The 16,936-nt window shown below is 50.2% G+C and carries 10 protein-coding genes; all 10 read right to left on the bottom strand.

Translation table 11 applies throughout. The features are described from left to right. Positions 1-37: 37 nt before the first annotated feature. A complete protein-coding gene (locus GZZ87_RS19540; RefSeq protein ID WP_162071490.1) occupies positions 38-808 on the bottom strand; it encodes a hypothetical protein in 771 nt (256 codons plus the stop codon). After that, on the bottom strand, positions 765-4,316 hold the full coding sequence (locus GZZ87_RS19545) for a hypothetical protein (protein ID WP_162025283.1): 3,552 nt from the start codon (positions 4,314-4,316) through the stop codon (positions 765-767). The genes GZZ87_RS19540 and GZZ87_RS19545 overlap by 44 nt, the downstream gene beginning before the upstream one ends. A gap of 148 nt (positions 4,317-4,464) precedes the next feature. After that, a complete protein-coding gene (locus GZZ87_RS19550; protein WP_162025282.1) occupies positions 4,465-5,208 on the bottom strand; it encodes a PEP-CTERM sorting domain-containing protein in 744 nt (247 codons plus the stop codon). Positions 5,209-5,254: 46 nt separating this feature from the next. Beyond that, complete coding sequence (locus tag GZZ87_RS19555) at positions 5,255-8,098, bottom strand: sulfatase-like hydrolase/transferase (RefSeq protein ID WP_162025281.1); 2,844 nt, start codon at positions 8,096-8,098, stop codon at positions 5,255-5,257. 90 nt (positions 8,099-8,188) lie between these two features. Next, positions 8,189-8,992 (bottom strand): PEP-CTERM sorting domain-containing protein, encoded by an 804-nt coding sequence (locus tag GZZ87_RS19560; protein ID WP_162025280.1) that lies wholly within the window; start codon positions 8,990-8,992, stop codon positions 8,189-8,191. A 183-nt stretch (positions 8,993-9,175) separates the two neighbouring features. Next, a complete protein-coding gene (locus tag GZZ87_RS19565) occupies positions 9,176-9,910 on the bottom strand; it encodes a PEP-CTERM sorting domain-containing protein (protein ID WP_162025279.1) in 735 nt (244 codons plus the stop codon). Between the two features lie 516 nt (positions 9,911-10,426). Then, complete coding sequence (locus tag GZZ87_RS19570; RefSeq protein WP_162025278.1) at positions 10,427-11,065, bottom strand: response regulator transcription factor; 639 nt, start codon at positions 11,063-11,065, stop codon at positions 10,427-10,429. 1 nt (position 11,066) lies between these two features. Further along, on the bottom strand, positions 11,067-13,256 hold the full coding sequence (locus tag GZZ87_RS19575) for an ATP-binding protein (RefSeq protein WP_162051272.1): 2,190 nt from the start codon (positions 13,254-13,256) through the stop codon (positions 11,067-11,069). A gap of 105 nt (positions 13,257-13,361) precedes the next feature. Next, positions 13,362-14,597 (bottom strand): hypothetical protein, encoded by a 1,236-nt coding sequence (locus GZZ87_RS19580; RefSeq protein ID WP_162051173.1) that lies wholly within the window; start codon positions 14,595-14,597, stop codon positions 13,362-13,364. A gap of 39 nt (positions 14,598-14,636) precedes the next feature. Next, complete coding sequence (locus GZZ87_RS19585; protein WP_162025275.1) at positions 14,637-16,640, bottom strand: putative glycoside hydrolase; 2,004 nt, start codon at positions 16,638-16,640, stop codon at positions 14,637-14,639. Positions 16,641-16,936 lie beyond the last annotated feature (296 nt).

Consider the following 16,936-nt stretch of genomic DNA (forward strand, 5'->3'; position numbering starts at 1 on the left):
TCCATCCGTGGTTTACAAACAAGCACTCTCTTAACGACTAAAAGTCTCGTATCGGTGCGCAGTAATACGTCGCGTAGCGTGGCGCTGGCTTCGGAAGAATAAATAGAACTTCCCTGGTATCCTTGTCATGTTGCCACATCTGCTTGATAAAACGTCGTGGTTTTGCACCTTCCTTAATTACACCGTAAAGCTTCGCTGGATAATAGCCGTTTTCAGCAATCGGATCTTCTATGATTTTAAACGACTTTGGTTTCAATTTTAGTTCCTTGTCACCTATCGTTCCAATGACGCCTATTTCTGAAAAATTAATTGCGCAAATACTACCAGGACCAAAAACATTATCACTCGCGTCGATAGCTTTCACCTGAATCGGCATCACGGAATTCGTCTCATCTTCAAAGACCATAAGGAGCACTCTTTTCCATTTTTTGGGTATATCTACAAAAGGCATTTCCTCGGGGGCCTGCTCCCCTTCGGCCAATTGCTTGTCGAGGAAATGCAATCGTCGTTTGCCCCTAGGGATTTTAAAAGTCTTGGAGAAGTTTGAGCGCGGCAGATCGGTTTTGGCAACCATACGTTCATTGTCGTAAACATAAGCCTCAGTCGGTGCATCAGCATCCGATTGAAAGTAGAGCACTTGAACCGGACGCTGCCCATAACAAAGCATCGAGAGCAGGCTGAACATGCTGAAAATCAGCCCATTTTTTACAGTGTGGTAAATAGACATATTTTTTTGAACTACCCGAGTGATATAAAGTGCTGAGTTAAACCTCATCAGCATCCAGCCAACGAAAATGAATGATTTCAAAGCGACGGCCAAAGCGTTTATTAACTTCCGAGTTCAGAGTGCTCTCCGAAGGAAGTGTGTATTTTTTATCGCCAGTAGCAATCGAGTTATCGATGTATTCTGCCTTTCGCTGAACGACAGCTTCACACCAGGATTGACTCACGACCTCGTTCGTGGCCGGATTACGAACATCGCCGTAAGCGCGGATCGTAAAAGTATCATCGCGTGCCGAGAGAATGCCGCTCACAGAACGAAGCACATCTGCTTGGCGCGTCCAACCTGGAAAGCCATAGGCGGGGTTCCCTTCAGCGGCCGCTTCGAATGGCCATGTTAGTGGGTCATCTACCATGTCATAAGTCGAAGCTGTGTCAGAGAAATCATCCTGAAGATCCGCGTATGGATTCTCTTCGTCAGCTAGTGTCGCTAGACGCAGAAGTGCCGTTTCCACTGCCCCCGCTCGCGCGAGTTCGGAATCAGCCGCAGTTGCATCCGCATTCTCTAAGAGTTGCCGATTAAAAAACTCTGACAACGAAAGAAAGGGGCCACGCTTCTCAATCTCAGCAACGATTTCACGTGCTAGGGCATTAATCTGCGACTCGGAAAAGCGCGTATACCTGGAGAGCAAATCCCCTCCTCCGAGACCTGCCGCATTTTGGTCTGAAACCAGAATACTTCTCGAAAATGGGCTGCCGGTATCGTCCTCTAATACCACGGATGGAGACACGTCTCCGGAGATAGGAGCACGCGCCGTATCTTCTAACGCTAGCACAGCTCCATCCCCCGAATTAAAGTGGCGCTTTAACAGCATCGCCCAAGCACGCTCAGAGCTTGAGTTAATATTGAACATTCCCTCTACCTCAAGCTCGGCCGCGACCTTTTGCCAAGCATCGTCGTCATTGACATCGAATGCGCTGGTTCCATCTGTTGCGGCCGCAGAAGGCTTATAATAGTGATTCGACAACAGCTCATCCCCACTCAGATGCTTCAGATAAACGTCGTCAAATGAGCTTCCCCCTGAAGCCGACCAATCATCCGGTTGATTCGAAATCGTGGAAACAAACCAATCATCAAAAAACAGATGATTCATCGCGTAACTGTGGTCATGTCCAACGGTGTCAGAAGTTGTCCCATCTAGCCAATCCACTTGAACCTTATCACTTTTAATGAATGGGCTCGCACGGCTATTACCCAAGGCATTCAGTGTATATGGACCAAAACGATTGGGCGCGTTCACATTAAAGTGCTGCAGATCACCGATCGAACGCAAAGGCCTTGTAGGGATCTCCAGTGCGATCATGTTGGAGAGGCCATCTCCAGAGCCCAAGCCACTGCCAATGTAGCCTTCCATTTCATCCTCAAGGCCACTGGGCATACCAGGGTCGGCAGTAGAATTCACTGCAAAATATTGAAGGTCATAAGTAAATGAATCCAGCCGACCTCCTAATACTGAACCTGTCGCTTCAGACATATACCCAACCACCGGATTTGCATGGTGAATACCGTTCACTAATATGTTTTGAGAAGCGGGTTGAGCTGGATCATCTGGATTGATATCGCGACCATAGCGTAAGCCCATGACAACTGTTGAAAACGGCAGAGGAGAGCCTTCTAGAGCGGAAAGAGTGCTGAGTGTCGCGGATACCGGTAGAACTAATTCGGTTCCTAAACTACTGTCTACCGCAATGGGATCTGTCAAAAGAGACTGAATATTATTCGTGGCATTACTACCAGGCGCTCCATTTCGAACGACTGTAAAGTAGAGCCCTAGTCCTTGAACACCAGCACTTCCCCCTTTAAACCCATCCGTAACCGTTGCGGCCGTCACAGAAAAAGGAGTGTCTCCAGCTTGTGCAGTCATTCCATGCACTGGATAGCGAAGCCCACTGCCAGGTCGATAACCTGCTGAAGTCGGAATGTTGGAAGATGCCGAGCTTCTATTTCGGTCGACAACAGCTTCACCACTTGCCGAGTATACCCGCACTTCACCGGGCAGCCAAAGCGATGGAGAGGCGACGGGGATAGTCGCTTTGAAAGAACTTGTAGAGCGACTAGCGACAATCGTGCCTAGGTTCGTTGTTCGTGTGTCGGTGCCAGCCTCAAAGGTGAAATTAAACGGACTAATCTGCCGCAGCTCCACGGTGTAATTGCCTGAGCCCATATCCAAAGCGACATTATATGGATTCCATAGAGTAAACACTGGATTCACCACGATGCAGGGAAGGTAATCTGTGCCATCCAATCTCGAACTAAGTGAAAAGACATAATGCACTCGCGCGATGACCGGCATACGCTGCACGGTATCGGACCATGTCGCATGTTGACGATTCGTCGCCTCAAAGATTTCAGCAATCTCATTGCCTGAGCTTGTGAGCTGCTTATATTGCGTTGCAAAATCAGCGAGTGCCGCCCAATTCGAAGAATTCTGATTCGCAGTTATAGTCTCATCCCAATTCGTCCAAGGATAGATAACCGGGTGCGCTGAAGATGATGCGGAACTACTAGACTTACCCGACAAAACTACCTTTCCAGGACTTAGCGTAAAAGAAGAGAATCCCTCATCGATACTAGCCCAACTCTCGGATAATAGAGACAGATCTCTTCGCCAACCACCATTAGAAGTATTGGTCAACAAGCCCTTAGAATAGATTGTCAAATCATGAAAAAATTCTGAAGGTAAATCACTACTTAAAGGAGCGGAGCTAACGAGGAGATCTAAAGATTCCAAAGATCCCGCACGGTCAACGCCGGTGGTATCATCAATATTGAAATCGATTCCGCTTGGCGCTGGAGAAACCAACATTTGCTCGGAAACCGAAAGTTTACTGGAGCCAGGATCCTCGGCGACTTTAAGCCGCACTTTGATATTCTCCCCCTGCACCCACCACGCATAGGCTCCGCTACCATCGGGCATCTCAGTTGGCCGAATATGCACCTCGTCATTCGCCACCGCAGTGCTCCCTAGAGTCCCTTTGGCCAAGAGTTGAACGGTGCCTGCGCTCTCAGCAACCGGTGGCACATCTGTGACTGTAAGCGCAGTGCCAGAGTTTTTCGATTCTTGAAAAGAGGACGTCAACCAAGACAAAAAGCGGCCTTGATCTGCACTGCCGATGTCCAATTTACCGTTATCCAACTTTAGGTCATAAACTGGCGCTTCCGGTAACCCCGTCGTTTTGTCATGATCCAGCCCTTCCCATGCCCTCCATACACCAGTAAGCTTCTTTGACCTTTCGGCATCAGGTATACCTGCTACGGATTGCGCGGGCGCGGTCACCCGCTGATCGAGACCAGCAGTCTCCTGCAAACTGCCGATCGCCAGATTAAGTGAGAGCAGTGCTGCTTGTTTGGATTCTAATTTGTGTTTACTAGTTTCTGCGCTCTGTTGTTCGACGTGAACCAGCGTCGTAATCGACAGAAGCAACAGCAACACAAAGGCCATCAAGCTTAACGCGATGGCGAGCGCAAAGCCATTTGATCTAGAATAAGCGGATAGGGTTCCAACTTTAGGGTGAAGCCGATAGGGCTGAGGCATTAGAATTTAGGGGTTGATGGTAGACTAATCGTTCTGATTTTACCTTAAATACGATGCATCGTCTATCGCTGGAATCAGGTATAGACAGGGTTTGGCGGGCAGTTGATTGTTCGGGAAGTGACGACTGCAAGAGGATGCGGTTTAATTCTCATAAACGCTGACGACGTTGTAGCACATATCCCAGTGCCACCAATCCCAGTAGTTCAGGCATACTGGACGGCTCAGGGATCGAGACATACTTGGCCCCCGATTCAATTCGGATATGATCCACACTGGCTTGTAGCTCATTCTGGCCATCGAAGCCCTCCTCAGGCGAATACGCGACCAATTGGATCGCTAGTTGTTTACCATAGGCAGGAGCAGACTTCGTCAGCGTCGTGCTGACGAAGAAGTCTTGATAGTTTCCCTTTCCGATCTTGGCGATTTCTGTTACCGGAAATTTTCCTTCTTCGATCAGGACAAACGAGCTGATGTCGCCATCGACTGCAAGATAACCAATCCGTAGATCCACGCTACTAGTATCATCAAAACTGGGGTTCCCTTCATCGATGCGTTGCCCTAAGGCAGCAATAAAGGTCCAGGTTGCTGCGGTCGCACGCTGAGGGGTTACCTTATTGTCCTCGTAAACTTGTGCAGTATAAATATGACTACGGCCAGGTGTTGTATTTAGTAACAAACGCTTTTTACCAAGCTCAGAATAATCACCGCTTAAATAGTTGTTAAGGCCTGCAACTCGATGCACCCCCGTTTTATTCGGAGCGCCAGCGCCACTCGTCACGACATCCCAGTCAGCAGTCGCACTGCGTTCAAATCCAGGGTTCAAAACAAGTGCTCCGAAAGCATTTGCACTGGCTAACAAACTGGTAATCAAGATCAAGGTTATCTGTTTCATAAAAATATATCGAAAATTTCTATTGCTGGTCGATTCAATCAGTAAATCACTCTGGCAGTAGTTCCACTGAGAAGAACTGCGTGCCTGTGTCCACCGGAACCGTTTGAACGGTTTCAGGCAACGTGTCGTCGGCACTTACCCCAGGAAATAGCACGTCCCAGTTTTCGGTTGGAGTAGAGAGATCATCACTCGACAAAATGTTAAACGATAAGCCAGGAGCCGATGGCCACGTTAGGTTCAGACTGTTTGCGTTCGCAGCAGATGCCTGCAATACAAAGCTCGAATTTGCATCTAAAGGATCCAGTCCCAAGCGTATTTCCGTGTAGTCGTCTGTGCGATCATTGTCCGTATCCGAAGAATCGGGATCAGTCTCGCCATCGCCCACTAGGCCATTGCCGTCGAGATCCTCATTTAGATCAGGTAGCCCATCATTGTCTAGATCGAGGCTGGCTTCCATAGTATCAATGATCGAAAGCACTCCGGCAGCATTCGTAGTATCCTGTGGCCAGATCGTGCCGAAGCGGCCGCCCCACTCCTCATCAAACTGTTGAGCCATGCCGCGTGCCAGCTCCAGAAGCTTGTCGGGATTGGTGGATGACAGGTCCGTGCTCTCCGTCGGATCAGTTGCAAGGTCATAGAGCGCAAAGCGGTCTTCTTCCCACAGATAAATCAACTTCCAATTGTCTCGACGGAAATTTGCGAAGTGATCGTTGCCGTCGCGACCATGTGGATAGTAAATCAAGACTTCCTGCGCACGATGCTCGCCCTGCTCGCCTCTCAAATAGGGGCTTAAGTCAGTGCCGTGCGTATGGACGCCCTCCGGCACATTCACACCAGCCACACTCATGATGGTCATTGGAATATCCCAGCAAGCAGCAATCGTATGTTCGACTGTATTCGCAGGAATTGAGAGTTGCTGCTGAAAGGCATTCGACGCATCTGGCTGTGCCCAAGCGGCGATAAAGGGTGTGCGAATGCCGCCTTCGGACCGGTTCCCCTTCATACCACGAAGCGGATAATCATGATAGGGTGAATCGGGAAGCGCATTATCATTGAGTAATCGGTTATCCGATCCGTTGTCTCCCATGAACAAAATCAATGTATTCTCGGCAATCGAATCCGACTGATCCTCGTCACCATTGGGGTCCTTTAAATAATTAATCAAATCTCCTAGCGATAGATCCATGCCTTCAATCATCGTGGCAAAGTCTTGGTTATCTCCACTCAAGGCGTCATAGTTACCCGTTGCTCTCGGGTCTGGCTGAAACGGCGCATGCACCGCGTAGTGTGACATATAGAGAAAGAACGGTTGCCCACGGTCGATTGACTCCGTGATCGCCTCGCTCGCTTTACGGGTTAAAGCATCCGTCAGGAAAACATCCGTGCCGTGAAAATCTTCCAACCCTGGGATGAGCCAAGAGGGTCGTCCTCCGCTGGCGTAATCTGCGGCGCCAAAATAACTGCCGGGCTGCCCCATCCAACTGCCTCCGATGTTGATGTCAAAACCGATAAAACGTGGATCTTCGACCCACTCATATTCGCTTGAATCATGCTGATCGGTAAAGTGTCCCTTACCGCAATGGATGGTGCGATACCCTGCGGCGCCCAACCATTTCGGCAGCGTGGGCTCGTCTTCGTCTTCGAACCCACGGTTTCGATAGTTCAATGGAGCATACTGTCCTTGGCGAGCACCAGTCGATTTGATCCATGAGGTTACCGCATGCCCAGTCGTATTGAGGCCAGTCATCAGGCTGGAGCGAGTCGGGCTACAAGTCGGCTGCGCATAAAAATCGGTAAAGCGCATCCCATTGGCAGCCAGACTTTCCATATTGGGAGTCACATACAGCTGGTTAAACTGATACGTCACCGGATCACCATTGCCGTCGAAGACGAAAGGCACCGAAGTGTCCATCGGCCCCATATCATCGACAAGAAAGAGAACCACATTGGGACGATCTGCCCCGACTTGAATCGTCACTTCGGCACTCGCTTCGCTCTCGGCATTGGACGCCGTCAAAGTAAAGGTCGTGTCCGTAGAAACGATGACGCTCGTCGAACCAGCGCCATCGAGCGTCAGACCTGTCACATCGCCAATCCCAGGCTCGATCTGCACGGAGTCGGCCGCCGAAGTCGTCCAACTCAAAGTCACACTCTGTCCCGGCTGCGCGTAAAAATCATCGATTGTAAACGCATCGACCGACGCAGGAGGATCGAACTCAATGACCAGCTTTGCACGGTTACTGGCAAATAGACCATTGGGTGAGGCAGAGGCATCCCATGTGCCGGACAGTGTGTAACTCCCGTCCTGCAAATCCGCGATTTCGGCTGCATCCAGCACAATCGCCAGCGCACTATCGACATTGCCATTGGCTTGAGCGTCGATTGCGGCCCAGAAAGTGGATGGATTTCCGGAATCATTCAGTGTCGCAGTCGGCCCGAGACTTTGCCCACTATCTGTAACAAAAGACAGCGTGTTGCCATCATCATCCGACAGGTCGATATAAAAAGTCGCCGAGTAAATGTCCTGCGTAAAAGCCGGGTAGGTGAAAGTAAAATCCAAGGTGGACGCACTGTCTGAGGTGCCTGACGAGGCAAACTCTACAGTGACTCCATTGCTAGTGAAGCTGCCCCCGTCCCCTTGACCCTTATATTGCGGATTATAGCGAACCGCCGCATACGGGTCTGTGCCACCCGCAGAACCTGCAGCCAGAATCAGTGCGCTTAGACTTCCAGCATTGGCTGCTGTGATGTTCGCAGTGCTGGTTCCCGTGGTATCGGTTACTAAGTCCTCGCTCCCCACGATAACACTCAGTGGTGCGGCAGAGAGCCCTCCTAAGGCGCTAAGCAAGCAGGCTGTAGCGACTAAGCCAGAATGTAATAATGTCTTCATATGATTAAGGACAAAAGTCCGACGTTCATAACAAACGCCGGACTCTAAAGAAGGTGATTGAATTGATCTGACGACCTAAAGAAACATCAACTACATACGGCGGCGTAGTGCGACGAAAGCAATCCCAGTCAGGCCGGCGAGCAATGCATAGCTCCCTGGCTCGGGGACCGCTGTAAATGTGCCATTCAATGCAATATTGTCCAGTAGGTGGCGGCGCTCGCCGTGGCTTCGTCCGTCTGCGTCCGAAAATGTCCACGTAAAGGTCAGCGTGGTATCGGTCACGCCGATCAAATCAGCCATCAATGCAACAAATGGATCTATATCCAAATAATCATCGTTATCAGCTGCAGCGACTGTAGGAAGCGAGTTACTTCCGTTGCTGGTGAAACTACCTCCGCCAGTAACAGTAAGGGTATAGTCAGGTGTCAGGGCATTGGCGGAACCTGAGAAATCAGCGAAGCCGTAATCAAATTCGAGAGAGGTGAAGTCGACCAACACGGTATCATCAATCGTTACAGTAAAAGATGCAGAGGTGACCGCCGAATTGTCCTGTCCGATCGTTGCCATTTGACTGCCATAATCGACAACATTCGGAGAAACCGCATTTGAGTGGGAACCTCCGGAAATATCAGTGCCGCGTGGTGTCGCGCTTAATATAAAATCACCAACCGTGACACCGCTAAATGTATTGCTACCACCATATGTAGCAAAGTCCACAGACGTTGCTCCTAAACCTGAGACAGCTTGCCCAGTAGCCAGCGTATTTTGGTTTGTCAAAACATCAGGCCCTTCAAAGCCCCACTCAATTACATTGGCATGGGCACTGCCGAGGGTTGCTAAGAACGATACGAGAAGGCACGAGCCTCCGATGAGGGATTTTGAGTTAAGGGACATGGCATGTAAAATAGCATTGAGCAGCGGTATCGTCTACCTGCTAAAACTAGTAGGTCAGCATGTCATGCGAGCCCACTATGCGGCTGTAGGAAAAGAGGCGCACTCCTAAGAATGCGCCCCTCCCCCTATTTAACCTATAAAAAGTGAGCCAGAAGTGGTCACTTATTATGAAAATTTATGCAACTAGCTACGACGGCGACGAACCATCACGTGACCAAGCCCAAACAAGCCTGCAAGCAGTGCGTAGGTGGATGGCTCAGGAACGGATGCTACGCGTGCGTAGTCGAAGCTGGTCTGGTTGTTGTTATTCACACCAACAGTTGTGCGAGTCGTAGTAAACTGAACAGCCAGTTGACTCCCAATAATGGCAACATCCGTGTCTAGGACCGTTCCAATCACAGTGATATCCGCCCATGTATTTTCAGTAATCGCCGTCTTGACTGCGACAGCTGTCATACTCAGAGACTCAAAGCTTGTGAAACTAGAGATGTCATCCGCAGTCGTAAGATAGCCAAGTGTCAACTCGATGTCGCCATTGTCGTCATAAGAATTGCCCCCATCCTTGTTGCCGATCGCCATTGTAAACGCATACTGCCCCGCAGCAATTGTCTCCTTGGTTCCCGTGTTATCGAGAGTGCCATCAACATAAACAAATGCCGTTAGAGAGGAAGATTGACCAGCCCCATTCAAATTGGCAAACGCACGGTTGGCTCCCAAAGCGCTACCACCACCCGCAGTCGCGTCTCCATGGTAAGTCGCGCCACCAAGGTCAGTCGCGTTTCTGCTCAAATTCGCGGAAGTATCAACAACTGTCCAGTCATCAAAGCTGGACTCAAAGCTGTTGTTCAAAATCACGCTGGCCGAAGCCGACCCAGCGACCAGCGAGCTGATAAATAATGTAGAGATGATTTTTTTCATATTTTCCGTTAGGGTGTTCGATTCGAATAGAGCCAACTCCAGCAATGGAACTGCTGGGAATCGTTTGCATCATATAACGAACTCGCATTTTCGTCTACCTACTAAATCTAGTAGGTTCGCGTAGGATGCCATCCGGCGAAGCGAACTTGCGGCATTTGGTCTGCGCCCCGAGTCAGCATCATTCTTTAACTATTTTTGGCAGAATGAATATTTACTATTAGACTAGTATTTTCACCACGGAGGTCACAGAGACACGGAGCCTTAGAATCGTGTGAATCAGAGCAGGACATTCGCTCAAATACAGCGTGCTAGCTCCGTGTCTTCGTGTTCTCTAGCAAAGCGGGTGGTTCTAATTGTGCTGTATTCAGAATCAATAATCATGATGCATGTCAGTATCATACCATCCCGCGACTAAACCTAGTAAAACATTAACCGCAGATGCACGCGGAGTCACACAGATATATTAAGACCTAACCTGCGGGCAGCTAAAGCAGCCCATCCCAGTTAAATAAAACCTCACTCCAGCAAGCCCGAACGGAAGGCCTTTGCCACCGCGCCTGACTGGGACTGCACTTCTAATTTTTTATACAGATTCTTTACGTGGAAATTGACGGTAAAATAACTCACACCTAGCTCATCTGCGATTTGTTTGGTTGCCAGTCCGTCGGCCAAAAGCTTTAGCACATCCATCTCTCGATCCGACAAGCCAAAGCGCTCCGTCGGCTTGGATTTCTGCAACTCACCGAGCACCGTCTTGGCAACCGCGGGACTGAGGACTGCGCCTCCGTCAAAGACCTGTTTCAAGCCGCGGATGATTTGTTCTGGCGTGGCCGACTTCAATAGATAACCCGCCGCGCCGGCATCCAGTGCTTCGAGCACCTTTTCCTTGCCAGAAAAAACAGTCAACACCACGACGGCGACATCCGGCGCATATTCGGCCAGTTTTTGAATGCCTTCGACCCCGCCCATCCCTGGCAGTCCGAGATCCATTAGGATCAAGTCGGGGTGTGGTTCTGAGCCAAGTGCCTCAAAGAGCTTGTCACAGGATGCAAAGACCTGAGCACAGGTAATGCCCTCATCGCGATTTAATAAACGCTGCAACGTGCGGCGATAGCCTGCGTCGTCTTCGACTACCCATACATTGATTGTCATCATATCAGTTCGATGTTTTGTAGGCGTGATCGGATTTATTCAACAATGCTTTTAGTGGAACACGAAGAATCACCCAAGTGCCCTCCCCGATCCGCGACCCAAGCTCCAGTTCGCCCCCCATCTCATGGGCACGATTCTGCAGGCTCTCCAAGCCTAAGCCCGTCGAAGCCTGAGTCACATCAAAACCGCAGCCATTATCGCGAACGGACACCTCAAGGCCTTGCTCAGCAACTCGGAATTCCAAACAGACCTTCGTGGCGTGTGCATGGCGCGCGCAGTTATGCACCACTTCCTTAAAATACATGATCATGTGCCGCTTAAAGGGCAGCGACACCACTTGATCCGGGCAATTCTCCGGCACTTCGACTGATATTTCCACACCCGCCAACACGCGGTTCGCGCGATCCGTCAGTTTTTGAATCAGCAGTGGCAGGCGAATCGAGTCCTCATCGATCACCCATACCACTTCGCGTAGGGATGCCCAGGCCTCGCGAGCAATCAGGGTGAGATCGCACAGATCTTCCCGGACCGTCTCATCCACATCAGCGTGCTGTAACTGTTCGGCGATCAGCGAAATACTACCAAGACTACTGCCGACATCGTCGTGTAAATCGGAATTGATCTGCCGCCGCAATCGAGCCTGCGCGTGCTTTCGGCTGCGTAGCATAAATATGACGAAGGCCAACATGCCTAGCGTCACCACAACTCCCAAGATGATCAAACCCCACTGGCGGATGAGCTGCCAACGTTTGGCCAAGTGCGCATGCTCGGCTTCAAGCTGCTGAAGTCGTGCCTCATACGGCTTGCCCGCTGCCATCTGCTCCACCCATTGAAATAGCGGCAAAATTGTGCGTCCGTCCACTCGCCCATCGACTAGCAGACTTAAATCAGGCGGTGTCTCAAAATCGACGCCGCGTATCTCCACGGATTGACCCAACGAAAAGTTCCGGCCACGCATGAATAATTCAATTTCTCCAAGGGCAAATATCGCCTGGCCTTGATACACTGGAAAATCATTACACTCGATCTCCAGAGCAGACAGGTCGAGCCCTAGGCCATTGATACGTAGCATGTTATTGCCAGGGTTCTGGAGTATCCCTTCTGTCTCGAGGGGATAACGCTGAAGCTTTCCGGACTTAGCATCCATCGCGATTCGATACATGCGGATCGTCCTTGGAAACCCATATCCAGGGACATCAATTCCATCAGGATTATGCCCAGGAAAAAGGTTCAACTTACCCAACTGATCCGCCTCCTCCAAATCAATCCGTATCACCAAAGGCTTCTCTAGCTTCGAAGCAGGCACCTCCATGACCAAATCCCCCCAACTCCCGTTCTTGGCAGAAAGCGGCATGCCCAATGTATGTTGCGACGTGGCTAAATACGCTGCCCCCCAATAGGGCGCAGACTCAAAACTGGAGGAAACCGAGACAAGCCTCGGCCAATGCAACTCATAAGTTCGAATTAAATGCACCCGAGCTAAGGAAAAAAACTCCAACCCTTCCTCCTCGTTCCCAGCAAACACTTCTAAGCGCAGGCCTTTCTTTGAAACCTGTGAGACACCTTGAGCGTATTGGGAGGGAAACTTGAACACAACTGGACGCATGCCGGGGTTAGGGAAATCCTGCGTCGTCCAATCCACATAGACCTCGCCAGACTTTCCGCCTGGATTCACCGAAGTAATACGAAAACGCTTTGGAAAGGCATAGCCCTCTAATTTAGATGAGCGCTGATCGATTGCAGGCACCATCACCACTCCGAGAATCCTACGATTGTGCATGTTGCGATCAAAATCCAGTGTCCATAATGGCTCCTCCGGCACACCAGTCACCGTTGGGATGTAATCGCTGTGGTAGCCGAAGGCATTAAACTGCTTGGCAGGTTCATGCGGTGCCAACGCCTTCAGTGTCTGAGTTTCCTGATCGATCAACGCTTCAACCTGTTGCAAGCGTGACGCAATTTGAAAGATCGAAACATCCGGAAGCACTGGAACCACATCTATGTCAGCAGGCTGCAAGGGATCAGAATAGCCCTCAAAGGCTTGCACACTATTGCTCAGAAATACAAGCACGGCAGCAACACGCAGCACACCACACAACCTATATAACCGAACCAAGTGATAGTGCTGCGCATCCATTAATATAAAATGACTAAACTGAGCTGCGAACTTCATTAAGATCCAGAAATCAACCATCCGTATCCTGTGGTAGCATGGCGCGCAAGCTTACACACCAGCGGCACCGAAAGCATCGCGAATAAATCATGCGTGTTACGGATGCCTCATGCACCTTAACTACAATTAGCGCCCTTTTTTAGCAGGCTGCGTCTGACCGTAGCTCTGCCATATTTCCGCAAACTTAGCATCAGGCAACCAGTTGGCGGTCGATTGATCGCCCTTAAAGTCATGATAAGGTGCGACCTCGATGAGTTGTCGTCCGCCGGCTTCCAAATTATAGTGGGCCCCCAGCCAGCCTTTTTCGATTTCAACGGGCTTCAAGCTGCCGTCTTCATTCAGTCGGATGCGCATCGAGGCTTTAAGGAAGTCGATGATAAAGGCCCATGTGGATTCCGCATCCGCTGGCCCGTGCCCAACACCACCTTCGACCATAACGTTCATCGCCGCATTGCGATCTTTGCGCATGGTGGCAACCACTTCATCCTGACGCGCGTTAAGGAAATATTTGTCGATGGATCCACACATCACCATCGCTGGAACTTTTTCCGTGTTTGGAAATTGTATGTAGCCACTGAATCCCGGGTGGAATGCGACCCATGCGATGGTTCGCTCTGGCCAGTCACGAGGGAAACTAGCGGAAAACCCAGTTCCATTCGAATGCCCAAAAGTCATAATGGGCACATCCGCGAGTTCTGGATGACCAGACAGCTCCGCTAGCTTTTGGATATGTTCTTCAATCAGAGCGACCGAGCTAATTCCGCGTTTAATCGGATCGCCATTCATGCCGACTAGAGCCAATTGCTCGTCTTCGGCAAACTTTTGAAGAATCGGCGTCTTGATATTTCCGATCCCGTGCATGGAGATATAAAAGGCAGCTTTTACCGTTTTAACGGACTCAGGTATATAGACATAGAAGCTAGCGTCCGTGCCACTGCTCCTTCCTATAATCGAATTCTTGGGATCCATCTGCACGGTGAAGCCAGTTAGGCTGCTATCCACTGGTTCGGGGCTCAGTTTGACCTCGATCGATTTGGACGCGGTGAAGAAGTCCATTGATTTGATTGGTATTTTCTTCGTGATGTGACCGCTGCGCGCCACCACCAACGTTGCGATATTCTTACGCTTGTTTGGCTTGAGTGGTTCGTTAATTTCGAATTCCAACGAAAACTCGCCATTGGCATCGGTATACGCATCCACTCTCAGCGGAGACAAAGTCAACTTGGCGTCATTGAGCCAATTATCATCGGTGTCCATCACCTTACCTGAGAGCACATAGCTACTCCCTGCAGCGATCGCAGTATGCCCTAACAAGAGCGCAGCGAGTATCCATCCCCATAAACTATACTTTTTCATATTCATTTTATTTCTCCCTGCACTATTGTATTTTGGCGCTAAAGGTTAGTCCTCGTAGTCTTCCTCAGAATCCATCTCGTTATTGACCTTCTTCGACGTTTCAATGCGAGCAAACCCACTGCAGCGTGCCTCGGCCAGTGCATTTGGATCGTCCGAAGACACAGCCATGCCCGTTTCAATTTTCTCAGGCATCGGCACCGTTACTTGCGCGATTTGCTTCCAGTTCTTCTGGTCCGAGGAACAGTATCCGACAAAGTCATCTCCCTTTCGAACCAGCATCGCATAGGGACTCTTAGCAGCAGCCAATGAACCGGCGCTGACTAGAGCAGCACCCTGCTCTGGCCTATAAACCATCTGCATGCGCCCAGACGGATCGCGTAGCACGGCAACCATCGCCGCATCGGCCGCCAAAGACTCACGAAACATGACGCCCGCTTTGGCATTGGGCAATGCTCCCGCCTGAATGTCCACTGCAGCCTTCACGCCTCCATCTCCATAATGAGCGTCCGAGAGATAGAAAAACTGATCCGAATTGCCAGAGATCGCACCACTGCCAAAAAGCTGATAGATACCTGCGGTGCTAGACATCCCGCGGCCTGTTAGGGTTGGATTTCCGATGTTATTTTTCCATAGGATCTGAGCCGCATGCTCACCTCTCGCTGGCCTCAAATCCATAAAGACATCGCAATGCTCAAAACTGCGTGTATAGACCTTATTATCACGAACGTAAGGCCCCAATGGCTTGCCCAGCGGGCGGTTTAGCTGGTCCATATAACTAGCTTCCCATTGCCAGCGCGGCTGTGTGCCATCCACGGAAGCCTGCACATAGAAATAGGAATACTCCTGAACATAGAGCAAATAAATCGCTAGGACGACATCAGCTGCGTCTTCCAGCTCGCGCTCATTGCTGACACCTTTGATCGGGTTGCGAAGAATTTGCATCTTCTGATTCTGTCCGGTTTCATAAGCGATCGCGATCGTCTCCGCAATGGTGTCATCATTGCCACCGCCGCTCCACCCCTCACGGTAAGTGCCATCCACATAGCCGATGCGCTGTCGCGCGGATGCATTATTATTCATCAGCAGCTGATTCACCGGCGTCGCTTTATAAAGGGCATCGAGCATATAGATCGGCACGCCTGACTTATCTACAAAGGTGCCGTCAATCGCGTCGTCACCCATCATTTTTTCGCAGCAACCCACCCACCACTTCAGAAAATCAGGATTCTCCCGCACGTAGGTCGGCAGTCGGCCGCGAATTATAAAGTCTTTTGCGATCCATTCATCCTTATGCTGATCAATTGTCGTATCGATACCGTAGTGCCCGAAGTAGATTCGGGAATTCCAGTAGAACAGCACTTTGATATCTGGATTGATCGCTTTCAGTCGTGCGCCGGTATCTAACATCCCTAAGCTGGTATTTGCCATCCCTGCTCCATTGGCCTTTTCGAGCACCACCAAATCATAGTTCTCTGCGATCGCTCGAATGTCCTCATCGGTATAAGCAGTCCGTTTGCGGATAAGCATACAGCGCGGGATTTTATCCCATGAAAACTTCGGAAAGGACTTCAGTTTCTCAGGGGTCGTGGGCGCATACGGGGTCGCCTCCATCGTATGTCCGTTCTTTAAATCGGAGAAGGGATATTTGGGATCTTCATGCTGCAAGGCGGGGTTTCTCAAGACGATTGAAGCATGCATTTCCGCATACCCCTTCGGTGGTCGACGCCCATTCAGTCGTCGCGGAACGAATCGCTCGAAGTCACTTTCGAGCACGAAGCCCTTCACAGTCGTATCAACACCATTCACCTGAACGGTTTGAAGCGCTGGTTCCGCAAACGCTTTCGCTTCCAGCGCGATAGCAAACTGCAATGTATCCGCATCTGCACTACCTAGCAGATTATTTCCGTTCCAAGTGATTGTATACACCCACCGCTCCCCATCCTCAATTCGTTCACAGGAAAGCAAGGGCGAGCTCAGGTCCACACTGCGGTAGCCATTTGCCAACACCAAATCCGTATCGGCTCCAGTCACAGTTCCAGCAGTTGGCAATAAGGTTATCCAAAAATGACTGTTCCGACCGGACGAATCGGCGGCAACTACAGATTGTGCGCTAAGAGAAAGCAGGCAGAACAATAGAATAATGTAGTGACACGTAGAATACACTTTAAAATAGGGAGATGGCGTTGATCAATTAGCAGCTGAAATGCAGCTGCTATCTGCTAGTTTTTAATACTACCTAAAATGCATCATACTGTCTATCACGTGAATTGGGGATAATTGATCCCCAAAGCTGCTACTGATAGTGATCAAACGACGTATCGGCGCGTAACGCCATTTGTTCCACC

This window comes from Lentimonas sp. CC4 (assembly GCF_902728235.1).
In the GTDB taxonomy this organism is placed as follows: Bacteria; Verrucomicrobiota; Verrucomicrobiia; order Opitutales; family Coraliomargaritaceae; genus Lentimonas.